Annotated in this window: 11 protein-coding genes; 3 read left to right on the top strand and 8 right to left on the bottom strand. The window is 44.0% G+C overall.

Annotation, left to right across the window (positions count from 1 at the left end):
- The 7 genes from JF50_RS04880 to JF50_RS04850 form a co-directional block, all read right to left on the bottom strand.
- Positions 1-5937 carry a toxin TcdB middle/N-terminal domain-containing protein gene (locus JF50_RS04880; protein ID WP_160290452.1) on the bottom strand — a complete coding sequence of 1979 codons (5937 nt, stop codon included), beginning with the start codon at positions 5935-5937 and terminating at the stop codon, positions 1-3.
- A 62-nt stretch (positions 5938-5999) separates the two neighbouring features.
- Positions 6000-11054 carry a fibronectin type III domain-containing protein gene (locus JF50_RS04875; RefSeq protein WP_039608369.1) on the bottom strand — a complete coding sequence of 1685 codons (5055 nt, stop codon included), beginning with the start codon at positions 11052-11054 and terminating at the stop codon, positions 6000-6002.
- A 373-nt stretch (positions 11055-11427) separates the two neighbouring features.
- Positions 11428-14661, bottom strand: coding sequence for a S41 family peptidase (locus JF50_RS04870; protein ID WP_080760118.1), 3234 nt, complete (start codon positions 14659-14661; stop codon positions 11428-11430).
- A 178-nt stretch (positions 14662-14839) separates the two neighbouring features.
- On the bottom strand, positions 14840-16057 hold the full coding sequence (locus tag JF50_RS04865; RefSeq protein WP_039608367.1) for an NAD(P)/FAD-dependent oxidoreductase: 1218 nt from the start codon (positions 16055-16057) through the stop codon (positions 14840-14842).
- On the bottom strand, positions 16044-17447 hold the full coding sequence (locus JF50_RS04860) for an NAD(P)/FAD-dependent oxidoreductase (protein ID WP_039608366.1): 1404 nt from the start codon (positions 17445-17447) through the stop codon (positions 16044-16046). The genes JF50_RS04865 and JF50_RS04860 overlap by 14 nt, the downstream gene beginning before the upstream one ends.
- The gene (locus tag JF50_RS04855) at positions 17434-17760 is read right to left on the bottom strand and encodes a 2Fe-2S iron-sulfur cluster-binding protein (protein ID WP_039608365.1); all 327 of its coding nucleotides are present in this window, start codon (positions 17758-17760) and stop codon (positions 17434-17436) included. Before JF50_RS04855 ends, JF50_RS04860 begins: the two co-directional genes overlap by 14 nt.
- 314 nt (positions 17761-18074) lie before the next feature.
- On the bottom strand, positions 18075-18563 hold the full coding sequence (locus tag JF50_RS04850) for a winged helix-turn-helix transcriptional regulator (protein ID WP_039608364.1): 489 nt from the start codon (positions 18561-18563) through the stop codon (positions 18075-18077).
- 273 nt (positions 18564-18836) lie between these two features.
- On the opposite strand from JF50_RS04850, the gene putA reads away from it, so the two are divergent.
- The 3 genes from putA to JF50_RS04835 all read left to right on the top strand — a co-directional run bounded on the left by putA (position 18837) and on the right by JF50_RS04835 (position 25105).
- A complete protein-coding gene (gene putA, locus JF50_RS04845) occupies positions 18837-22640 on the top strand; it encodes a bifunctional proline dehydrogenase/L-glutamate gamma-semialdehyde dehydrogenase PutA (protein WP_039608363.1) in 3804 nt (1267 codons plus the stop codon).
- Between the two features lie 248 nt (positions 22641-22888).
- Positions 22889-24088, top strand: a complete 1200-nt coding sequence (locus tag JF50_RS04840; protein WP_039608362.1) for an aromatic amino acid transport family protein — start codon at positions 22889-22891, stop codon at positions 24086-24088.
- A 141-nt stretch (positions 24089-24229) separates the two neighbouring features.
- On the top strand, positions 24230-25105 hold the full coding sequence (locus tag JF50_RS04835; protein WP_039608361.1) for a hypothetical protein: 876 nt from the start codon (positions 24230-24232) through the stop codon (positions 25103-25105).
- 28 nt (positions 25106-25133) lie between these two features.
- Here the strand turns inward: JF50_RS04835 and JF50_RS04830 are convergent, their stop codons facing one another.
- On the bottom strand, positions 25134-25661 hold the full coding sequence (locus JF50_RS04830) for a hypothetical protein (RefSeq protein WP_235423398.1): 528 nt from the start codon (positions 25659-25661) through the stop codon (positions 25134-25136).
- Between the last annotated feature and the right edge of the window lie 85 nt (positions 25662-25746).

Raw genomic sequence — 25746 nt, 5'->3', positions numbered from 1 at the left:
CTAATAATTTACTCCAAATTTATGCATTACATGACTACAGGTACTACATGCATCTTTATCTAAACCATGGCCAGGCTTAGTTTTTCCAATGGCTACAGTCTTCATATTTCCACCAGCAGGATCTACCCCTGATTGCAAGCTCTTATTTATACAAACAATTTCCGAGCAATATCCATGTGTTGGGGATTGCTGAGATTTTGGAACACTATTTAAGGCTTTCTTAAGTTTTGGATGATAATTTATTTTACTACCACTAACACCCGAAAAGAATTGTCCATCCACCTCGAGATAAGAAGCTGCCCCACGATTTTTTCCTCCAGCTAAAGCATCGTCCGCCACCTTCCCTGCCTCACTACTACCTGTAACAGCTCCCTTGTCTTTTTTACCTTGGCTGATATCGAGTAGTCGCTTGCTAGACTTTTCTTGCATCTTACGAAGGCTTTTGATCCCTTGATGCTGTCGCATCACAGTGTCTTTTAATTTGCCTTCAGGCAATAAATTAACAATGGCACCAGTTAGCTGCTCAGCAAAGACATTCCCTTCATATGCGACCTTGGATGGCTTTCGCAATAGCGAAGGAGCGCCTTTGGCTCTGCCATCAGGGTCGATAAACGATTGAGGGTTATTTCTTGTATAGCTATATGCAGAGAAATCTTGAGGATCAAAAAACCGGTTTGGCAATGCAAAAATCGGATCTGGCGAGATAAACTGACCATGGACACTGCTGAGGTAACGCTGCTCAAAGTACCCTAGCCCTGATATTTCATCAAACTCTTTACCAGTGAAGCGATAGGGTGTGATGGCATCATTGCCAAGGCTAACCGTTTGATTACCATAGGGGTCATAATTAATGGCACTGGTCACTCGACCGCTGCTATCAAGACTCAGCTCTGTTGAGGCCAGGTGGTTGGTCAGGTAGTACTGTTCACTTTGGTACGCGCCAGATGATTGGCGTGACAGCGCAACACGTTTACCATTGAGCGTCACGTATTTGTATAACTGACCCTGCCTAAACTCGATGTCCCTGTCGACATAGACAACGGTATTCGTTAAACCATCAGCCGCTTTACTGTACTTAAACAAACGCATATTGGCATGATCATAGCCAAACTCTAACTGACCTTTGTCTGCACTGACAGACATTAGGCGGTTTTCTCTGTCCCAAGAATAGCGCGTCGCACCATCCGTTAAGCGATTTCCCACAGGGTCATAGCTCAGCGATGAGGCCTTGCCTTGCACAGTCAGGTGAGTGAGGGCATTCGGGCCACCCGCTTCAGTGGCAGCACGACCAATGCGATGCCAAGCGGTCTGTGCATGTGTGCCACCACCATACATATAATCGGTTTGCGCACCACCTTGCATTAACCCAATCAAGCTTTTTGCCGATTGCACAGACTGTGTGCTCGCACTGATTCTATTTCCAATCAGGTCATATCGATAGTCGTAACTGACACCACCGACTTGGCCGTTAATCAAGCGATACCAATCATCATAAACAAAATTAGCCGATGTATTGAGGCCACTGATCAGGGTCGGCGACACACCGAGGTGCTCGGCAATTTTGGCCAGTGATTGACTGTCTCTAAGGTCATCTATTTGCGTTATATTGCCAGCATTATCATGGTGATAGCCCATCTTTTGATAGGTAACACCGTCTTTTTCACTGTGCAGTTGCGTCAAGCGCAAGGCATCATCATACTGATAAGTACCCAACACACCGTTATTCCATTGATAATGCTCTGGCATACCGGCTGCGTTGTATTGCATAGCACTGGCAACGCCTGATACCGACTCCACTAAACTACGTACATTATATTGATAGGTAAGGCGCGTATTATCAGGATAAACAAAAGCACTTAACCGATCGGCGGCATCATATTCGTAGCCCATTTGGTACTGGTTAACTTGTCCAGATGGCAACTTAATCGACTTATTCAGTTGCGCCACTTGACCACGAGTGGTGTAACTCTGTGTTTGACTGCCAAATGGATGCGTAATGGACTTCAAACGACCTGAAGATACATCTGCACTGCCATAATATGCATATCGCGTATGCGCCGATAACTTCGTGAAATCAATACTGGGGGTCCACTCACTGGCTTGCGGTAAGGCTTGCTTGGCTAAATGATAGCTGGCCACCAAACGGCTCGCGCCATCCACTTGATAGGCAACAGGTAGCCCTCGGGCATCCAGCGCCGCCAGCAATATGCTGCCTTGATATGCGTACCACTTTTGACCTCGGTTCGGGTCATTCACATAGGTTAGACGCCCTGCTTGGTCATAAGTCATCGAACGCATATTATTTTGTGGGTCGATATACTGAGTTAAATTACCCTGTAAATCATAGTTATAACGAGTCTGCCACGAATTCAAAGACGATAACTGACCATCTGCTGACACCGCAACAGTTTCATCAACTTGACGCAGCCGGCCTTGCTTACCACCAAATGCATCAAAGGTGAGTCGTGTCGCAGCACCATAGTGTGCACTGGTTGGATCGGTTTGCTCCGGGTCAAGGTGTAATTCAGAAAATGGCGAGTACTCAACGGTTGCATAGGCGTTCTGGCCTTGGCCATTTTTAAAGTTATGGGTGTGTTTAACCAATCGCCCTAAAGCATCATAATGAAATTGTTCGTCGGCTGAAGCTGACTCTAGCTGATAATCAAACCCAGTTGCAAAATACGGTAAATAATTGGCAACGATGGCGCCTCGCCCATTGTACTGCGTGCGGCCACTGACAATGACTTGTCCAGCATGCTCACTGTCTGAGCGCACCATCAATCGGCGGCTGTAACCATCTAAGTAGGTATAGCTGTTATGGTACTGTGTATCGCCCGCCTTGTGTTTAGCATGTACCCAATTATGTACTCCATTACCAATATGATAATTAAACTCAGACGTCGGTGATACAATACTGTCACCTGCTTTAATGACTTTCTTTAAACGTCCCAAAGCATCATATTCAAATGCAGAACGCGCTTTATCATAATGTTGATATCCGGTGATCACCCCTAATGACAAGTCATACTCTGCGGTTGCAGTCAGTGTGTCAGTGCCTGTGCTCAAATCGATTTGGGTGACATAGGTGTTTAAAGTGGGGTCATAGCTGAGTTTGGTTTCATGTCCAGGCTGTCGTCCCCATAAAGGACCATATACATGGCTGACTTGCCCGTATTGATTGTACTTTTGCCTAACCGTATCGATATAACCATTCGGGTCTTGTGTATTAAACCACTGGCGTGATTGCGTCATTAATCCGCGAGACAATGTCCCTTGCTGCGCAGAAAAACTGTCATCATCATAAAACCATTGCTGTTTAGCGACTACATTACCCACAAGATCCGTGATCTTCGTCTGGGTTGGTAAATTCACTATGCCCTTATTTACAGCGGCACCGAGCTGTGCACTATACTCATTGTAAATAATACGTGCATCTTGCCACTGCCCATCCTGACGACCAGATTGCTCAATATAAATCACATTACCAAATGCGTCATAATCAAACTTTTCACTGACAGTGACTGCTGTCCCCTTGCCTTTTTCTTGGATTGATTGCGTCGACGCCACCATCGCCGCAAACTGCACAGAGCGCTCATCGCCTTGCGCACCTTGGTGCCAAGTTCTCGGCTCAAAAGTGAATTGCTGGCTATCAAAAACTCCGTATTTATCTTGTCGAACAAGCTGTGTCAGTTTACCTGATAGCACTTCGTGTACATCACCGACATTAAATTGCGCTATGCGCTCTTGGGCTGCTTGATTGGTGCTTTGTGGCAGCGTGGTGGTGATTTGTTTAAAGCCTCTAAACGCTTTGTCCGGTGCGTAATAATAACTGTCTTGGTAGTTAAATATTTGTTCTGATACAACACCTGTCACGCTATCTCGCGTGGAAATCGCTGACACAACCGGCATAGAAACAGGACTTGTGCTCTGCCAAGCTTGCCCTGCGAGTGTTGCTTGATACATATACTGTGCAACAGATTGATACTGTAATTCAGTCGCCAACCCCATGCCATTGTCGATTTTGGTCAAAATATTGGCTGGTTGCTCGGCAAACAGATCGACAAAGTACACATAACTCAAAGCACCTGAGCTCAGCTGCCAAACAATGTCTGTGCTGCCATTGCCGTTTACATCCGCCAAGTCTATGCTCATGTTTCTCGCCACTTGAGGCGAATCAATATCATAGCTCTGCGTTAACGTGGCTGAGGTGGGATCTTGCGTGCTAATACCTTTGTTAAGCCAGATGCTTGCACGCATTCGCTCAGCAAACACGACATCTGCTTTACCATCGGCATTCATATCCGTGATTTTAACACTGCCTAATTTAGAACTATCGAACCTCGGTGAGTTTGAAAAGATCACTGGCGCGCCAAACCCTTTAAGACCTCGGTTAGGAAAGTAACGCACTCCGCTATTAACGATGGCAACTAAATCAGGTAACCCATCCCCATTCATGTCTGCAAATCGGATATTGCTGTCTCCGAACTCATACGCTATTGCTTGCGAAGGTACAGACAATGCTATCGGGTTGCTCCAACCGCTTTCTAAATTGAGCTGTGCAAGATGACGCAGCACCCGCCCACGGCTTGTATGGGCATACAAGACATCAGTGCGTTTATCATTGTTAATATCAATCAGAATGGTATTTCTGTTATCAAGCTGATAAGACAAGCCACTTAAACTGAATGACGTTTGCCAATTATTTGCTTCATCCAGTTCTTGAACCAAGGTATCGCGCTGACGGCCAATCAATAAATCCGTTTTACCATCACCATTCATATCGGCAAGGTGAACATGCTCATCCGTCAGTCGATAGCTCGATGAGATAGTCATGTTCTTATAATTATCCCAAACCGGTTTACCCGTTTGATCCGTGCCTTGATTTATCCAATAAGCGTGGCGACTTACCCCGGTATTGATCACATCAACCAGACCATCACTGTTTAAATCAACTAAGCCCGCATTATCATTCCAAAATGGCAGTGACTTTGCGCTATCAAGCGAGTGTGCCTGATAACTCCCCGGATACTCGCCATATTCAAAGCTTATGGTCGGCTGACTCAACTGCTTATCACCTGAGTAGGCAGTAAAAGATTTTAATCGAGATTGAGTGTGCCAATCCGTGCTAGGGTGGTAAGTAAGCTCATAATGAGAAACGACACTGTTTTGTACCTGCGTTGAGATACGCTTGAGTCGATGATTCATGATCAGCGCAAACCCAGGTTTGTAGTTTACCACTGCATCTTCACGGCGCTCGTAATCCAGTGATACTTGCACTTGATCAGCACTGTAACGGATCAATTTAGGATAGACCGTTGCGCTGTCATCTAGGCGCTGGTAGTCAATATCAATTGCATTGCCCGCTGTGTCGGTGACTTTATCCAGATGCCACGCATAGGTGTGACCCTCACCCACAGTACGAGATTGGTCCGCAGTACCAAATTGCCACTGACTGCCATCAGGCAAGGTCACCCGCCAAGCACCATTGGTAAATTCATATACTGATGGGTTGCCTGAGAGCTTTTCTTGATAACGCTGCCCACCTAGGTGCACTAACTCGGCACCGTTTGATAAGACAAAACGACTGTTTGCCGCTTGATAGTCGGGCAGCCCTTTATCTGTTTGGTGCCTAATTGAGGGGATTGACAACCGGTGGCCAATGCCCACTAAGCCATTACCAAACCCTGCATTATAATCAATACTGAGCTCCGGCGTTAACCCACCTCTGCCAGCTGGCAATTTAATGGGTAAGGTAAATTCTCCACTCCCTTGGTTGCCCGCAACAGAATAGAGCTCTCCAAGACCAAATTGCTTACCAGGTCCCTGAGGTAAATTAATATGTGTTTGCTGTATTGCACTATTGTCAATGGCCCATGCCGAAAAGCATGCACTCACAAGCGACAAACTCGCAATTACCAGCTTATTAGTTTGTTTCATAAAAGTCCTGTTTTTAAGAAAAATGGCTGCAAAAAATGCAGCCATTTAATTTTTAGGCGAGATTACAACTCGTTAGAGTTAACTTGATAAGGGCCTTTGTTGGTTTCAATCCATATACCATCTTTAGGTGCATTGCCTAATTCAGAGCGATGCATCAACTTGCCAACCACCTCTTCAATACTCGCTCTAGCAGGTCTTAAATCTGAACACAGTGAGTTGAAGGTTCTTAATTGGTGGGTATGCATAAACTCAAGTTCGATATCATAAATATTCGAAATCTTTAACCCTGAGTCAGCAAGGTCAAGCGTCAAGATCCAATTTGTCGCAGCCACATTTTGCTCATTAAATGTATTGAGCCACAGCTTTTCCTCTCCGGGTTGCGCGTCAATCGTTGCCTGAGACTGACCCATGATTCTGTTTGATTCAACCTGTAACTTACCATTGCTAGAGACACCCCAGCCATGTATCGGTAGATACTCAAACTCATTTTGTATGACAAACAGTCCATTTTCGTTTACATAATTACCTAAAGTCGGCGTCCTGCGAACAGATTGCCCGCCCATAGACAACGTGTAGTTCAGCTTGCCGGGGACATTAGCATCACCTGTGATGACATTGACCGATACCCCATGAATTTTATTTAAGTGATTACCACCGTCTTTAGGGCAGTTGTACCACTCAAAACCTGGAGGTAGTGGAGAGTAAACATACTCAGGTTTATTAAAGGCTGTTTCAAACTCTTTCACCGTACTAAAACCTATTCTCAGTGATTGTGTCGTTGGGGTCTGATTAGTTTGCTCACCCTCGACTGGAGCAGTTAACAGCGGATCAGTGATATCTAAATCAGCAAAGACCGCTTCCTGCTGCTCACTTAGCTGGCCCCTAGCTGGGGCAGGCCCAACGTGGATAACACTCTGAGTTAGCCTTCTTAGGAATGCTTCATCTGACGTACACGGCGCGCAATCAATACCTGGGGTCGAGTCCACAACATCATCTCTCAACTCACCATAGCCAAAACCATGCTTTCTCATTGAGTAAATACTAGGGATTGCTACCAGCGGCTTATTATCATCACCGCCATCAGCTTTTTTTAGATCAGCCAAAGCTTTTGATAAGTCAGAGGCATGCTGAGCACGTATCACTTGAATTTCTCTTTGAGTATATTGAGGGCGCGTTGTCGACGCTGTGCCACTGGTTTCAGCCGCGACAGAACGGTTCCACTTATTGTTGTATGCAAGCGCAGTGTAAAACACCCACTCTTGCGCACTTTCAAATGTCTCTTCCATTTCTAACATGGCTTTAGATAAGCGTTTAGCATGGATTGGATCTGCTGCATAACGTCCCGCTAAGCGGTTTTGCGACTGCTGCATTTGCGATATCAGCCATGCTGCTTGTCTGTATGTACCAATGAACCTTTCGGTTTCCTGCTCTAGGCTTAGCTCAGCCTGTGCCACACTGAGTTCCAGTGATTTCATCTCAAGCCATAAGGATTCAATGCGCCTTGCCTGTTCAGCATCCAGTAACGTTAATTGAAGATTGTTAATTTCAACACGCTCTTCCGCACCTAAGCGCTCACTTTGTGCCAGTAACTCGCCTTCTTTTTTAATTTTACGCATGGCCGCTCTATGGGAGACCATTTCACCAACCACTCCCGTAATACCACCGATAGCTGCGCCATATCCTTGTGCCTTCCCTAAATCTGCAACTGGGTTTAAAGTGGCAGTGAATAAAGAGGTTCCCATGTCAGCAATGGCGTCAAACACAGCAACTTTATGTCGTGAGCGCTCCGCTTCCGCCCTGACTTTAGCAAGCTGTATTTGGATATTAGCCCTCTCTTCTCCATAGAAAAGGAAGATATCCGACACGTCATGAATATGATCTTTTTGTGCTAGGATACGTTCAAGCTCAATGTGAATGGAGCCTTTGCCAAATACATGAGTATAAGGTACGTTATCTTCGGCTGATTTTTGCGCGGCAATATCGGCACACACTTGCTCATCGAGTATTTCATCTTGAGGAGAGTCATAAGTGACCTGGGCGTTTGCACCATTAGTCAATTGACAATAGCCCACTCTTTGACGTAGCTGTAAAAGTGCACGTTCTAAATTTAAGCGCGCTGTATCAATATTTTGCTGTTGCCAAGCTAACTGGCTGCCATCTGTAGGTGTGTTTTCAACAAAGCATCTGTCTTGGTCAATAATACAACTTTGAGTACGAAGCTCCCAACCAATTAACTGCTTTAACTGATAATTATACTGGTCAAACTTATCTTCATGTACTGTTGCGATTGTCGATAGATTATGATGGAAGGTATCATAACTGGCATGCGCCTTTGCATATGCCGCTTCAGCTTTGGCAACGAGCTCCGAAGCTAAGCCATCTGCCAAGTAATCGAAAGTCCAAACCTTGTTATGGTTATGTAAAACTGGGAATGCGCCAAACGGATGGCCCATCAAGTTAGTCTCACCCTTAAGCCAAGAAAGCAGATTATCTAAGCGGGTATTAGCTGATACAAACTTAGCGTATGCGATAGGTAATTCGTCTATATCAGAGCCTTGCATAATGGCACTACCAAATAGCTCTTTAAGTGCATTGTCTATGACTTGCACATCGCTGCGAAGAATATTTAACGTGTGTATATAATCCGCATAGTAAGCTTCTTCATACTTACCCGACACCATATTTGTATGAGTGTGACGGTAAAAAGTATCAAGCTTTTGTGCCATGACGTTATATACCATCACCACGTCTTTATAGCCGCCAAACAAGATGGTTTCAGAAGCTGTCGTGAGATCTCCATTGGCCAATCGACGCTTCACTGCTCGGATTTCACCTTCACTGTAGACAGGTTTAGCTAAATCGCCATCCCAATAACGAGGGCTACGCTTGCCCCTGTCAGCTGAATAAGTCAATAATTTTTGAGCATAGTCAGAGCCACTGCCCGCCAGTAAACTACGGTAACGGGTAAAGGCAGTATCAATGGCATTCTCGGCATTAGCAAGCTCCCTTTCGATATACTTCGGCTCTTGGAAAGTTAAGTTTGCACCGCGCGCATTATCTAGGTATTGATTTGATAAAATAAGATCTGCTTCAGCTGAGTCATGAATAACATCAAGCCACAGTAAATGAACGATGTCATCATCCAAAAATTGCGGTAGTCTTTTCATATTCTCTAATTCAGCTTTGACATCATCAGCCCGAGCTCGCTCTGCACTGCCCCACAAAGTAGTAAAGCTAGCTGTTTCATGACCATTAATTGCGCTGTTTACTATTTCAGTGGACTTGCCCTTCTGCTTAAACAACTTAGTCTGATATCTAAATGCAGCCAATTCTCTGTTATACAGTCCGGCATCTGGGTTTTCTTGCTGGTCCGCCTCTTCCCAATACAAACGTTTACGCAACAAGTAAGTTTCATCACGTCTATTGCTCACTCTGACCGCAGCCATGTTAGAGGAGACCGTTTGACCATTCTTCTCGTTATATGCGTATAGCCTAAACCAATGCTCACCCAACGGTAAGCTCTCATCTGATGACCAGCTACACTCTGATAGTTCTTCACTACAATCGATTCTAACAGGCTTATTGTTGATTGATAAACGATACCCTGCCACCGAATCGTCTTTTGGCCAAGTCACTTTGAATGGCTTAAACGCCGTTGCAGGAGCGCTAATCGCCGGTGTTTGCGGTTTGCTTGGTTTCTCAACTTTCGTGATAATGTTAACTGATTGCCAATCGCCGCACGCCGTGAAACATGCACGCACTTTAAAGGTGTAATCACCATCCTGAGTCAGTGAAACCGTTTTGGTTGTACCTGTAACAGCTTGTATGGGATGTTCGACCCCGTCTTTGATCATCACGAACTGGTAAGTAGCACCTGTACCCGCACTATTCCACTCCAGCGTAATTGAGTTATCGGTGACCACTGCAACCCCGTTGTGCACTGGATACCCCGTCACGACAGGTATAAAAAAGAGTGTGCCTGAAGAGTTAATTGGCACTAAGAATTCTTTATCCTGAAGACCCATTGACACAGTGCCTGGTGGCAATTCAACTGTAAATTCTACCGCTGAACTATATCCAGAACACAGTCCGTCCTTGTTACAAGCACGCACTTTATAACTATAGTCCTCGTTATTTTGTAAGCCGCCGACATCAAGCTTGTTACCTGAATATTTTTTATCTGATCCGTATAATTGATAGTAAACATCAAAGCCAACAGCACCTGATTGTGCAGAAACCGTGCTCCATTCTAATCTCGTATTACCGACAGGTAATATACCATTTAATAGCCCAGTGGCGCTTATATCAGAAGGCGTACTCGGAGCTAAGTAAGTTACGGTGTCTGACACTGTTGAATAAGGGCTACATGACTCCATGTTATTTGTTGTGCGACAGCCCTTTAATTGAAAACTGTAATCCCCCGCAGAAGTCAAACTAATTGTATGTGAGCCACTTGTTATGCTTGAAGAGCCAGCGTCTTCCCAGGCACCATCGCCACGTTTTTTTTGTACTTTTATATCCGTAGCACCAACAAAGTCGATTGTGTTGCCTGCAGTTCGCCAGTTTACATTCACATTTGACTTATATGTTTTTTGCGTAGAAAGGCTCCCGACTCCACCGCCAATAACATGGGTGGTGTGACAATTTGAGGTGATCGTCTTTTCAGGGATGTTAGCGTTTGGCTCTGAACTACTTAACCAACCTACCTTACCTTGACGCTCCATGCAAAACTTATATGTACCAGGGGTGTTCGCTTTGTAGGTAACAGAATTACCAGCATGCTTTACACTTTCGCCAAGTCTTTCTGTTGTTCCATCAGGTTTTGTCATCACTACTTGAAAAAAAGTAGAGCCCCAATAAGAGTAATTATAAGTGATACCCGCAATTTTTTTGCTTTTGCTTTTAGGTAGGTCCCCAACCGTCCAACTATAAGTAATATCAGCACCTTTTGGATAATACTTATTCAAGGTGGTTCCATTGGCTCCCGCTAAATGACAATCAGTTGACCACAAAGGAACGCCCGTATCAACGTAGCTCTCTTTAGCACAGTACGCTAGTAACTCAGGTGAGAGTATTCCTCCAACCAGTAATACTAGCCCATTTAGTTTATGCTTCATTCCTATATTATCTCCTTTTCCCGCAATAAAAGCTCATCGGTAAAATCATCCTTTTACCTATCATGTAAAAAACAATAAAAAATAAAATAAGACTGCTATAAAAATAACAGACAGCAGAGGCTGCACCCAAAATAGTAACACAGGTAAAATATAATACACTAAAAAGTTAAAGAATAGATTGATAAAAATAAGGTAAAATAAATTTGATAATATACACAAATCCAAATATAAAAATATTAAACAGCAAAAACAAAAACCTAAATAAAACCTTTAAAAATAAAAAGATAAAAACAAAGTAAAATAAATTTAATTATTTATATTTGCGCAATAAAAAAGGAGCTTATTAGCTCCTTTTAAATGGTTTTATATATAATTATTCAATAAACTTAGTCGGTGCTGGTGGCACAACAAGTTTCTTTTTAGGGTTTTCATCAAGCTCTTTTAATAGCTCTTTCACCGCACGCTCTACTGACGGATCTTGACCTGCTTGAATAAGCTCTGGACGGTCAATCACTTCGATATCTGGAACAACCCCTTCATTTTCGATGATCCAGTTGCCGTCATTATCAAGAATACGGAATGTCGCCGCAATCACCTGACCACCGTCAACTAAGTATGGATTACCAGAGATACCAATTAAGCCACCCCAAGTACGAGTCCCGATCAACTTACCTAGACCTGCTTGACGGAAATAGTAAGGAATAGCATCACCACCTGAGCTTGAGTAGCCATTGATCAGCATGGCTTTTGGTCCATCATGAGCAAACTGCGGCGTTTTTGTTGGTGTCACACCACGACGCTTCCAATAGTTTAAAGGCTTGCGTGCTAACCACGTGATCACGTGCTCAGGGATAAAGCCACCACCGTTATAGCGATCATCAATGATCAGCGCATCTTTGGTTGTTTGCGGCATAAAGTTCTTGAACATCGAACGGTTACCTTCATATGCGGTGTTTGGCAAATGAACATAGCCAATACGTCCACCAGATAACTCGTCGACATAGGCTTTACGCGTTTCAACCCACTGTAAGTAACGTAGACCGATCTCACTCTTCACCGGTTTAACAGTCACTTTCCAGCTATCGTCAAAGCTTGTTGATTTGCTCAGGATCAGCTCAACTTGCTCGCCTTGTGTATTTTCAAGTAACTCATAGAAGTTACTGACTTCATTTACGTTGCGACCATTAACCGCCAAGATAAAGTCACCTTCACTTGCACGTACACCCGTTTCACCCAATGGAGAGCGGAAGTCTTCGTGCCAGTTTTCACCTTTAAAGATATGTTTAAGCGTGACAAAACCTGACGGGTGGCTTGCCACTTCAGCTCCTAGCAAGCCATGCTTTTTACGTTTGCCTTTTGGCTCATCACCTGACTGTACATAAATGTGGCCGGCATTGATTTCACCAGCAATTTCACTCAACACATAATCAATATCTGTGCGGTGCGCTGCTGCATCAGCCATAGGTTGATAGCGCTTCAAGATTGCATCCCAGTCTTGACCGTGGTGATTTGCGTCATAGAACCAATCACGCAATGTACGCCAACCTTCAGTGTACATTTGTGACCACTCAACGCGAGGATCAATCTTTAAGTTCATGTTGCTAAGATCAAGTTGATTCGATTTCAGATCTTGCTTCGCTTTTGGTTTGATCACACTGTACTTGCTGCCTGCACGTGCAATGACATGCTCACGATTAGCAGAGACTTTATACTCGCTCACCCCTTTTGCGACAGTTTTAACTTTGCCATCAGCCTTGTTTTCAACCAGCTTCAGTGCGCCGCCGCTCAGTGTTAACACACCGCCTTTCACGCCAGTCAGTGATGAGTAATTGCCTGCAGGTGCAGGTAATGAGACGACGCGATCCATAAAGCCGTCGACTTGGATGCTGGTGTCCAGCTCAGTCTTCTCTTCTGACGCTTTTTCGTCACCGACAATGTGTGTCTCATCACTTTGTAAGGTGTTGATAGGTAAATTGCTATCGTTCACCGCTACCGAGTATATACGTGTCGCTTTATTAAATAGATAGTCAAACTCATACGAGCTAAATGCTAAATTAAAGTCACGCTCCGAAGTGAAATATATATACTGGCCATCTTCTGAGAACGTTGGGTTTGATTCAGACGTCATATCGTCTGTTAAGCGGCTTAGCTTTTTAGACTCAACGTTATAATGCCAAAGCGATGAATAGCGGTTTTCGTTATTCTTAACAAAGACTAAATCTTTACTATTCGGTGACCAAGTATATTGTGTAATACTGCGCTCATCATGCAGGCCACGGTCAATCTTGTGTAGCTTGCCACTTTCAACATCTAACCACCAAATAATATGGTCTTTATCTGCAAATAATAACTTCGTGTTGTCTGGTGACCAGATCGGGTCAAAACGCCAAATCGTACCATTGTTAGTTAACTGCTTAACCGCATTGTTATTGGCACGATCTTTTATGTAGATCTCATACTCGCCCGTTGCATCACTTAAATACGCGACATAACGCGCATTTGGTGACCACGTTGCTGCGATTTCGCGACCCGCAGGGGTATGTGATAAGTTACGTGTTGGACCATTTTTAACAGGTACTGAGAATATTTCACCTCGGGCTGTGAACACAGCGCGCTTACCATCGTGTGACACATCCATTGAATCAATGAACTTGCTGACATTCTTAGTGTACGGTAGTGCAGACTTACGTACACCATCCACATTGATAGTCAGTTTTTCGGTCATTTTATTTGCTTCATTGAAGCGATATAAGTAACCACCGTTTTCATAAACGATTGAGTCTGGACCTGCTGATGGCCACAATACATCAAACTCTTTATGGTCCGTCATCTTAACTGGCTTTTTGCCTTCACGATATTTGTAAAGGTTAAGTGTGTAATCTCTATCAGAGACGAAGTAAATGCTGTCATTTACCCAAGTTGGCTGCTGATCCGTTGCACGGTGTGTCGTCAATTGCTTAGACGTATTCTTGTCTAAATCATAGACCCATACATCTTGCGCACGTCCGCCACGTGAACGCTTCCAAGTACGGAACTCACGATCAATTGGCGTGTAGACAAATTTAGTACCATCACCCGACAGCATACCGCCGCCACCTTCAGGGATTGCAAGCGGCTGCTCTAAACCACCTTCAACTGGCACCATGTAAGGTCGACCCATGCGTTTGCCCCAAGGTGTACGGTTAGCACGGAAAACAATATGCTTGCCATCTGGTGTCCAATCTAATACACGGTAATCAAAACCACCACGAGGCGGCATAGGACCAACATCATTATAATAAGTGAGCTGTTTTAGACCTGAACCATCACGGTTAATCACGTAGATTTGGCGACTGCCGTTATATTCAGCAGCAAAAGCGATTTTTTCACCATCAGGTGAAAACTTAGGGAAAGTTTCAAAACCAACATGATCTGTTAAACGCGTGCTTTTACCTGTATTGGTATTAGCAACGTAGATATCACCAGAGTACACAAACGTGACATGTTCTTTATGAATATCAGGAAATCGTAATAAACGGGTATCTTCAGTGCTGTAGGCGCTCGCTAAAGGGCTTGCTAGCGGCCCAAGCACAGCAGCCATCGCTGCAAATAAGTGCTTAATTTTCATTATTATCTCGTATATAAATTTGACTGTTACATGATAACAATTTCCCTCATAAAGTCAGGTTGATGCGATAAAAAGCACAAAAATACCCACCAAATTAAATTAAAAAATCGTCACAAAATGTAAATTGTCGATTATATGACTCACACAACAGCGTGAGTCATCACTAAGATAGGTTTAGTTATGCGGGATCGTTATCAAAACGACTGACATTAAATGGTGTCAAATCAATTGAAGTAGGCTGATTGGTGACGAGTTCTGTTATTAATTTACCTGTAATGGCCGACGTCAAAATCCCCGTCCTGAAATGACCACATGCATTAAGATACCCTTCAACACCAGACACTTTACCTAAAATGGGCAGCTCATCAGGCGTGCCAGGTCTAAGGCCAGCCCAACAACGCTTGATATTAGACTCATTGAGAATCGGTAAGCATTTCATTGCTCCACGGGACAACTCTTGGATCTTATCTAAGCTATTGGTGGTATCAAACCCTTTTTCTTCCGTGGACGAACCAATTAAGACCTCCCCATTGTCTTTTTGCGCGATATAACAATCACTGGTACTGATACAACCATTCATGATTTTTGGCATACGTTCAGATAAGACAATTTGTCCTTTAACTGGATATACAGGCATATCTTTGCCTGTCGCCTGCTTATACAGCTCATTCGCCCAAGCCCCCGTCGCATTAACGAGTGTGTCACAGTGTAATTCTCCAGCAGCAGTATTCAGCCCAACCACTCGATTACCTTCTTTCAATACTGACTCTATTTCGGTATTTAAGAACAGCTCAACACCATTTTGCCTCGCCGCTTCAGTATATGCTTCAACCAAACGATAAGGGTTCACTTGGTGATCGCATGTGAAATCAATGGCGCCGATGGCATCTGGCGTCACATATGGCTCTTCAGCCTTTAACTGCTCGGCATTCAACCAGCGGATCTGATCGCTTAAATGAGGAATGCAACTGACAATTTGGTCGGCATACAACTCATCTTCACGGTTATACATAATAAACTTGAGCCCAGTGCGCTGAAATTTAAAATCAACATCGTGCTTGATACGCAGTTCTTCATATAAGTCTGGGTACATAGCATTGGATTTCAGTGCAAATTCAAAAAAACAGTCTGGTAATTGGTGCGGACGCATCGTTGGCACTTCCTCACCTTTGGCTTCGCTGTGCAGCTTAGACAAGGTTTTAAAAAATATGACACCGCAGCCAAGTCCCACTGATTCACCAATAGCCCATAATCCTCCCGCAGATGCTCTGGATGCATTACCTGGCTTTTTGATATCAACCAACGCAATCTTTAAATCTGTGTCACGACTTAAAAAGTAAGCACACGCAGCACCCACAGCACCGCCACCAGCAATAACAACATCATACTTGTTCATTTAAGGTTTCTTCCATAAAAGTAAAAGGGATAGGGTCGAGCGGGAATCGAGGTTTGATTACTCCAGTATTTTTGTCATGACCGGCCTGATGGAGTAAATCTAGAGCATAGCTACTGCACGTTTTCCCCTGACAATCCCCCATACCTATTCGAGTCCGCATTTTGAGTGTTGTCATGTCTTTAACTCCCTCAGCGATGGCATCGGTGAGTTGCTTCTTGGTCGCCTGTTCACAGCGGCACACAACCGTATCGTCTTGAGGTAAATCCAATAACCCAGTTTGACGCGCACTAAAGCGGTCAAAGCCAAATCGGAAACGCTTGATACGTGCATGTTTACGCTCTATTTTACGCTTTTCTTGTTGCATAGCAGCACTATCGAGTAGACCACGTTGATGTACAATATTTAACGCTGCTATCTGCCCTTCGCAAATCGCGGCATCGGCGCCTAACAACCCACTGCTATCACCAACCACATACGTCTTTTTTTGGCTACTTTGATAATTATCATCAAGTTTGGGTATGTAACCACTTACTTTAGAATAATCATGCTCAATACCAAGTAGCATCGCAAGCTGAGTACGTGCAACAAAACCATAACCGACGCCTATCGCATCCACATCTAATGACTTAACCTGACTAATATTAGGACGCCACTGATCATCATATGGCGCGACAGACACTTGCTCTAGGTATGTGTCTCCTTGCGCACTCACAATACCGTGACCATAGTGAAAAGGAATTTGATGCTTTTTCAAATAGCTCATCATGCTTAAGCCATTGAGCGTCAGTTTTGGCTTATGTAATAAAGCCACCGCTTCTTTGGCTAGCTTGTTGAAGGCACTCGCTTCGTACACTCCCACCACCTTAACGCCTGCTTTATGCAGCTGACACGCCACCAAGGGCAGCAATGGGCCTGTGCCCAAAAGTGCCATTTTGCTGCCAGGCTTTACTAAACCGCTTTTAATCTGTAGTTGCACGCCCCCCAGCAACATGACTCCTGGCAATTGCCAGCCTGGAAAAGGTACACTGCGCTCATGACAGCCTGTTGCTAAAATTAAATCGCTATACTTTTGGGTTGTCAGGCCACCGCCTTCACTCAGTAACAAATGCTGTTTACCCTCAGGGCCAAGTACACGCGTTTGCAACTTAAGCTCAATAAAAGATTTATGTTTTTCATAACGAGTGCGCAGCGCACTCATCGCTCGCTGTAAATTATCGTCCAAATGCGGCAGGGTGGCTGTATTTCTTAGCGGCCCTCGGTAGATAACGCCCCCTATTTTGGAAGTCTCATCAATGATAATCGATGGAATTTGGTACTTGCCCAACATGGCCGCAGCAGCCGTCCCCGCAGGCCCACCTCCCACAATTACAACAGGGTTAGACTTTGTCATGATCAATCCCCACATCTTTAAAACGGTTACTCAACGTTTCGACCTGCATATTAGGTTCCACTAAAGTCTGACATGCTCTTTGTTTGTATCGTTTATTCACTTTGACATGGCAGCAATGGCAAACGCCCATTGCACAATACCCACCAGTGACCACTTTTCTGTCATTTTCACAAACTTGCTTAATATCTGCAGCCTGTAGTACCGACAGGACAGTTTCACCTTCACATGCGGTGATAGGCTGTTCATCTATGAGAATTTGAAATGTAATTGAGTCTAAAGGCGTAATATCCTTTGTACGCGTCGCTGTTGTCATTTTTTTACCTTTCATTGCCGAATATTCTGCCAGCCTAGGGTAAAAAACTGCCAATAAAAACCTATTTTTTACAACGGTTAAATATTTGTTGATCTACATTAAGGAACTGCAAAAAAGCACCCATTTGTAATGTCGTGTAATTTATTTTTCCTAAAAAATGTGAATGAAAAGAATTATAAAACCCTATATTTTTTCACTAAATTAGTAACTTAAACTTTATTGGACTGACCAGTCATGCAATAAATATCAACATAACAAGCAGGATATTAGGTGTATGAAAACAACTAGAAAGGTGTGCTACACACCTTTTAATGTTAATTTTTTGGTAAGATCGTCACCCCTAAATCTTCTTTAACATGTTCAATCACCATATAAGTATGGTTTGTGCCAACACCCGGTATTTCAACAATTTGGCCGAGCACCTCACGATACTGATGCATATCAGAGACCCGTATTTTTAATAAATAGTCAAACCCTCCAGCGACCATGTCACATGCAACCACATGGGGGATCTCTAGAACATGCTGTTTAAAGGTTTCAAATACAGACTCTGTTGAACTTTTAAGCGTGATTTCAACATGCGCGACCAACTGTTGCCCGAGCTTCTCAGCATTTAATCTTGCGGTGTAGCCTTCTATATAACCTTCTGACTCTAGCTTCTTAACCCTATCTAAGCAGGGACTGGGGCTTAAATTGACAGCTTTTGCCAAGTTAACATTTGAAATTCGGCCATTTTTTTGCAATTCGTCTAAAATTGCATGATCGATCCTATCTAAGATGCGTGTTTTTATTGAAGTGGTCATACAGTATAAAATTCTGCAATAAGGTCTAATCTCACTTAAATTTACCGTAATTCACGAAAATAAGACAGCACATTCTGCTGCACTTTCTATACAATGCTCGAAAATTATTATGGATGTCCCTTTTTTATGATGTTTGTTTCTACGAACAAAGGGGCTAAAATTTAACCACCGCAAAATTACGCAGCGTTCATTTAAATAATGAGGCAAGAAAGCAATTCCAGCCTTTGGCTATGCTTTCTGTAGTATTTAGGTTTTCAATAGAGGGTTTAACCTATGCTATTTCAAGGCGACTTAACAACCCAGTGTCCGATCCGTCAAAAGATCCGTGACTTCTACCGCATTGATGAAGAAACTGTTATCGATCACATTTTACCATTGGCTGAGGTCGGTGTTTCTGCCCGTACTCGTGCGTGGGAACGTGCTCGTCAAATGGTACTGAATATCCGTAAAGACCAACACGGTCAAGGCGGTGTAGACGCATTACTAGAAGAGTACTCACTGTCTTCTGAAGAAGGTGTTGTACTTATGTGTTTGGCCGAAGCACTGTTACGTGTGCCAGATGCACAAACACAAGACATGTTAATTCGCGATAAGCTTAGCAAAGGTGACTGGAGCTCGCACTTAGGCAATAGTGATTCACTATTCGTCAATGCGTCGAGCTGGGGCCTACTTCTAACCGGTAAAATGGTTAACTATGCTGATAAGAATAAAGAAGAGCAATTTGGTTTATTAAAGCGCACTATGGGCCGCATTGGTGAGCCTGCTATTCGTAAATCAGTGCAATATGCAATGAAGATCATGGGCCAGCAGTTTGTTATGGGCACCACGATTGAAGCGGCACTTGAGCGCGCAAAAGAAAAAGAAGCCACAGGCTACGCATACTCATACGACATGCTAGGTGAAGGTGCACGCACCATGGCTGACGCCGAGCGTTACTTCAACAGCTATATGACGGCTATCCATGTGATTGGTAAAGCAGCTAATGGCCGTGGTCCAATTAAGAGCCCGGGCATATCTGTAAAACTATCTGCTATCCACCCACGTTATGAATTTACGCACCGTGATCGTGTGATTGCAGAGCTTGTGCCTAAACTGAAAGAATTAGCACTTGCAGCAAAGCAGTATGACATTAACTTCACCGTAGATGCAGAAGAAGCTGACCGTTTAGATATCTCACTCGATATCATCGAGGCGGTATTCTCTGATGACGCACTGGGCAACTGGAATGGCTTTGGTCTTGCAGTTCAAGCATACCAAAAGCGTGCTATTTGGGTGATTGACTGGCTTGAAGCGCTATGTCGCCGCGTTGGTCGCAAGATGATGGTGCGTCTTGTAAAAGGGGCTTACTGGGATACGGAAGTTAAACTGACGCAAACTGATGGTCTAGAGGACTTCCCAGTATTTACACGTAAAGCAACGACTGATGTTTCATACAAAGCATGTGCTATCAAACTGATGAACGCACGTGATGTGATCTTCCCTCAGTTTGCAACGCACAACGCCTATTCTGCGGCGACTATCCTAGAACTTGCCAATGGCGAGTTCAACAACTTTGAGTTCCAGTGTCTACACGGCATGGGGGATTCACTGTACAACCAAGTAGTAACAGAAGATAAAGTACAGTGTCGCGTATATGCACCGGTTGGTCAGCACGAAGACTTACTTGCTTACCTTGTTCGTCGTTTACTTGAAAACGGCGCAAACTCGTCATTCGTAAACGCGATTGTTGATGAGTCGATGCCTGTTGAATCACTACTTGAAGATCCGGTTGAAAAGATCCAACGTGTTAAGCACAAGCGCAATATGCAGATCACCTTGCCGATCGATCTATACGGTGAAGAGCGCAACAACTCTAAAGGGTTAGATTTAACCAACATCAACCACATCACGCCAATGCGTGACAACTTGCAAAAGTGGGTTGATGACAACTTGATCACTGCTGCGGATGTACCTGAAGGCCACGAAGCAGTATTGAACCCTGCCAATCACAGCGAAGTTGTGGGTTCTATCCGCCACCAAGATGCACAAGAGATGCAACAACTGGTTGCTAGCGCAGAAGCTGCTTTTGCCACTTGGTCACAAACACCAGTGAGTGAACGTGCAGAAATTCTGCGTCGCACAGGTGATGCGCTTGAGCGTCATCGTGACGAACTTATCGCGATGTGTATCAAAGAAGCGGGTAAAATTACCCAAGATGGCATCGATGAAGTCCGTGAAGCCGTTGATTTCTGCCGCTACTACGCTGCAAAAGCAGAAGAACTTTCACTGGATGAGCGCTTTAGCCCACGCGGTGTGATTTTATGTATCAGCCCTTGGAACTTCCCACTGGCAATTTTCCTAGGTCAGGTTGCTGCTGCTATTGTTACTGGTAATACAGTTATCGCAAAACCTGCAGAGCAAACATCACTCGTTGCGCTTCGCACCATAGAGCTAATGGAAGAAGTCGGTTTACCAAAAGGCATCGTACAGCCTGTTATCGCGCGCGGTAGTGAAGTTGGTAAGCACATCGTTCCAGATACACGTATCCAAACAGTGATGTTCACAGGTTCGACTGAAACGGGTACGCGTATTTCACAAACATTGGCTGAGCGCGGTGGCGATCAAGTACCACTGATCGCAGAGACTGGTGGTCAAAACTGTATGATCGTTGACTCAACAGCACTGCCTGAGCAGGTTGTTGATGACGTTATCTCTTCAGGTTTCCAAAGTGCTGGTCAGCGCTGTTCTGCACTGCGTGTACTATTTGTACAAGAAGAAATCGCAGACAAAGTGATCAACATGATCAAAGGTGCAATGCAAGAGCTTCACATTGGCGACCCTGCACACCTTTCTACAGATGTGGGTCCAGTGATTGACCAGAAAGCGTTGAATGCACTCAATGAGCACGTTGAGTACCTAAAAGGTAATGCAACACTACATTATGAGTGTTCACTACCAGATATGGGTGATAATGGTCACTTCTTCTTTGCACCGCGCTTATATGAGATCAGCGACCTGTCAGTACTGAAAAAAGAAGTATTCGGTCCATGTGTACACGTGATCCGCTTTAAAGGCAGTGATATCGACAATGTGATTGACCAAGTCAACAGTACAGGGTTTGGCCTTACAATGGGTATCCACACACGTATTGAAGAGCGAGCAGAATATCTTGCTAAGCTATCTCGTGCCGGTAACATCTATGTAAACCGTAACATGATCGGTGCCGTAGTCGGTGTGCAGCCGTTCGGTGGTCGTGGTCTGTCTGGTACAGGTCCAAAAGCGGGTGGTCCAAACTATATTGCCCGTTTGGTAAAAGAGAACCATGCAGAGCAAAACATCCAAGCGACTAACGTTAAAGTGGACAACGAAGAGATCACTGCTTACCAAGGTGCGCAAGAGCAAGTATCACGTATGATGTCTCTATCTAAGCGTGATGAGAAAGCTTGGCGTGCGATGCCACTAAACGACCGTGTTTCAGCGGTACGTCAACTACTGGCTAAACTGGCTAAAGTCGAGATCCTAGATACGCTTGCTGATGATTTGAATAAAACGTTAGCCGATGCACGTGAGCAACTTATCCGTGTTGAAAAGCGTTTAGATACTGTGATTGAACTGCCAGGACCAACGGGTGAGTCAAATACATTGCGCTACGAATCCCGTGGTTGTGTCGTGTGTTACGCAGATAAAGACACCTCTTTCAACTTCTGGGTACTCTCTGTGATCACTGCACTGGCAGCTGGTAACACGGTTATTACGGTTGTTTCTGACTTGTTCCATGAAGAAGCGATTGCGTTTAGAGACAAGCTACTAAGCAGTGGCATTGCTGAAGGCATACTGCAAGTTGCTAAGCTAAACCAGCTACCTGCAATCTTAGCCCATGAGCACCTAGCAGGTGCCGTGGTTGGCAATGGCTGTGAGCGTAAAGGCTATGTCAGTACACAGCTTGCTGCACGCAGTGGTGCTATCTTGCCAGTGATCAGCTCTGAGTACTACGATACCCTGCTAGGTCGCCTAGTCACAGAGAAAACAATCAGTATCGATACAACGGCGTCTGGTGGTAATACATCACTTATGACACTGGTTGAAGACGATGCGTAACTGACGCATCTAAATCAATATATTGAAAAGCCAGCGTATGCTGGCTTTTTTATTCTCTGCTATTTATCAAGGCCAACTTGATGATAATTGACATGTTTTGAAACAAGCCAATTGCATTATCTGTAAACAAAATTAACCTTTGTAAGACATAAATTACAAACTTTCACTTTGATTTGCAGCAAAACTATTTCAATTTTTAGCAGAGCGGTATATTGTGCCTGTTTCTCTCACAAATATAGGGGCAATTTGTGCTTAATAATAAAACGCTAGGTAGCATGCTCATCGTTGCTGGTACAACGATTGGCGCAGGCATGCTGGCATTGCCTATCGCATCAGCGGGACTTGGATTTTCAACGTCACTTATTTTGATCATCGCAACGTGGTTGCTGATGACCTATACCGCCCTTCTTATGCTCGAAGTACACCAATTCGCAAATAAAGAAGCCACACTAAATACACTAGCAAAACAGATCCTAGGTAAAAAAGGCCAATACATCGCAAACTTTTCGATGGTATTTCTATTTTATGCATTATGCGCGGCTTATATTGCTGGTGGCGGTGCACAGCTACAAGAGAAGCTCTCTGCTGCAACGGGTATGGATATAGCCCCACAAATAGGCTCTGTGGTTTTAGCGCTGATTGTTGCCACCATTGTCGCACTCGGCACGAGCACAGTCGACAAACTTAATCGTGTCCTATTTACTATCAAAATTATTGTACTGGCTAGCCTATTCTTCGTACTGACGCCTTATGTACATGGCCAACACTTACTGAACATGCCAATGGAGCAAGGCCTTATCTTATCGGCTATACCTGTTATTTTTACTTCATTTGGCTTTCATGGCTCAATTCCTTCGATCGTCAAATATGTGGGTTTAGACATTAAAACATTGCGCCGTGTGATGATTGCAGGTGCCTCTTTACCATTGGTCATATACATCTTTTGGCAGCTATTAAGCCAAGGTGTCATGGAGCAAGAAGCCTTAGTACAAAGCGCCGGTTTACCAGGGTTTGTCAACGCTATTTCCAATATCGCACATAGCAGTCAAGTACACACCTTTGTCACCATCTTTGCAGATCTTGCGCTTGCAACTTCTTTTTTAGGCGTAAGTCTTGGCTTATTTGACTTTTTTGCTGATGCATTCAAACAACAAGGCTCTGGACGAGATAGAGTAAAAACCGCTTTAATCACGTTTACACCGCCTCTGGGTTTTGCCATATTTTACCCTCAAGGGTTTATTATGGCACTCGGCTATGCGGCCATTGCGTTGGTTGTATTAGCCGTATTTTTACCTGTCGCTATGGTGTGGCAACAGCGAAAGAATCAACATTCAGGCTATCAGGTACAAGGTGGTAACCTTGGCCTCATTTGCGCAGGCTTATGTGGTGTGCTTATCATCTCTGCACAGGGCCTTCAAATGTTTGGACTGATCCCTGCACTCGGTTAACGCCGCGCATATGCCCTAGATCAAGCACGTTGCATACGCTAGGGCATCCTCACATTTCAACACTACTACTTTTTACAATTCATTTGTCGCTTTCAAAATCGACTTATGAATATAATTAGCTCACTTACCAAGGAGTTAATTATGAACAAGGTTACATTGGCAGTTGTGCCTTTAATGCTGTTGAGTGCGTGTGGCAGTGATAATGGTACGCCACTGAAAAAGAATAATACTGCGCAGGAAAATACCCCCACCAGCGAAAACGCATCACAAGATTGTGGCACAGAATTTTTTGCTGAGCGCTCAATCAATAAACTCGAATTTAACAGCGTATTTTGGCAATCAAGTAGTGACGCTTTACAGTCTAAACCTGAATTTAGAGTCTATGCCGATAAAAACTCACTAGGTGCGACACATACCATTTCATCGGATGTTTCCCAGTGTGTATTAGCGGCTAATATCTTTGGCTCTAGCAGCGCACAAGCTTGGCAAGGGGACAGTAACGCTTCTTTTAAACAAGGCGAATTAGTTTATTATTCTCCAGAGCTCATCTTTAAAACAGCACTACCAGAGATAAACTCTCTAAAAGATTGGCGTAACAAAGGGCGCCCAGAGACGCTCAGCCAACCCATCGACTCGGTTAATTTTACCATCCATTACCGAGACCAAAATAATAACCTCATTACATTCGGCGAAGACAGTACCAATACAAGCACAATCACCTTGGCGTGTAATAAATCAACTTTCGATCTAACCTTAACAATGCAGCCCGTTGTGATGAGTGCACAACAGCAACTTGATCAGGCTTATTGTGAGGAAGTCCAGGTAGGGTTAGACACTGAGTTGCATTGCTTATCTGTAGGAATAAGCCAACCGACTGGACTGGAGCAATGCACATTTGAGCAGACCAAAGCGATATTGCCAGATCAGTCAGGTAATAAATTAATTGTTGAAATTTGGGGTGGATTGCAGTTTAACGCACAGGATGCCGAGCTGACATTAAGTGGGATTAAACTCTGAGCAGCTAACAAACGAAAGGGCTCATCTTTTAATGATTCAATGAGCCATTTCTCCATTTGATTTTCTGGCTAAAATGCCAAATTAATGGAGCAAAACAAAGAATAATTGTCACTGTATTTACAATGGGTAACACTGACTTGTATAAATACGTTGAGTAACTTAGGTCCATAAGGTGTCTATCGACAAGGCGGAAAAGCTGTAATACCGGTGCCGGTAAAACGACTAATTGCACCATGATACTTTGCCACATATACATCTTGTCTTTTAAAGCCCAATAAGCAACGATAGCAATAAATACAATGTCGTTCAGCGCCCAAAAGATATACCTATAAACAATGCCGCTATCAAACGACAATATAGGCCCGTATGTAAAGTTCCCGACAACATAAAAAACAAGACAGAGAAAAGAATAGCGGAATGCTGCTTTATCCTTGATAACGATAAAGATACAGCATGCAACAAAGGCAAGCAGTGTTAGAGAGTCATCAAGAACAGTGATAAATGTATTGTAAAACTCATCACTGTTCAAATAAGTAACTAGATCGCTTTTGAACACGTTAGCTCACTTAATCAGGCGAAAAAGTTATTTTTCTTCACCATTACCACCATCGCCGCCAGTTCCATTACCACCAGGCATATCG

The organism is Pseudoalteromonas luteoviolacea (genome assembly GCF_000814765.1).
Classification (GTDB): domain Bacteria; phylum Pseudomonadota; class Gammaproteobacteria; order Enterobacterales; family Alteromonadaceae; genus Pseudoalteromonas; species Pseudoalteromonas luteoviolacea_H.
The sequence above is the reverse complement of the archived record's forward strand: the minus strand, read 5'-3'. Positions and strand labels throughout refer to the sequence as shown.

Excerpts from the sequence above, each read along its gene's own strand:
- JF50_RS04880 (WP_160290452.1), bottom strand. The coding sequence starts at position 5,937 with ATGAAACAAACTAATAAGCTGGTAATTGCGAGTTTGTCGCTTGTGAGT.
- JF50_RS04875 (WP_039608369.1), bottom strand. The coding sequence starts at position 11,054 with ATGAAGCATAAACTAAATGGGCTAGTATTACTGGTTGGAGGAATACTC.
- JF50_RS04870 (WP_080760118.1), bottom strand. The coding sequence starts at position 14,661 with ATGAAAATTAAGCACTTATTTGCAGCGATGGCTGCTGTGCTTGGGCCG.
- JF50_RS04865 (WP_039608367.1), bottom strand. The coding sequence starts at position 16,057 with ATGAACAAGTATGATGTTGTTATTGCTGGTGGCGGTGCTGTGGGTGCT.
- JF50_RS04860 (WP_039608366.1), bottom strand. The coding sequence starts at position 17,447 with ATGACAAAGTCTAACCCTGTTGTAATTGTGGGAGGTGGGCCTGCGGGG.
- JF50_RS04855 (WP_039608365.1), bottom strand. The coding sequence starts at position 17,760 with ATGACAACAGCGACGCGTACAAAGGATATTACGCCTTTAGACTCAATT.
- JF50_RS04850 (WP_039608364.1), bottom strand. The coding sequence starts at position 18,563 with ATGACCACTTCAATAAAAACACGCATCTTAGATAGGATCGATCATGCA.
- putA (WP_039608363.1), top strand. The coding sequence starts at position 18,837 with ATGCTATTTCAAGGCGACTTAACAACCCAGTGTCCGATCCGTCAAAAG.
- JF50_RS04835 (WP_039608361.1), top strand. The coding sequence starts at position 24,230 with ATGAACAAGGTTACATTGGCAGTTGTGCCTTTAATGCTGTTGAGTGCG.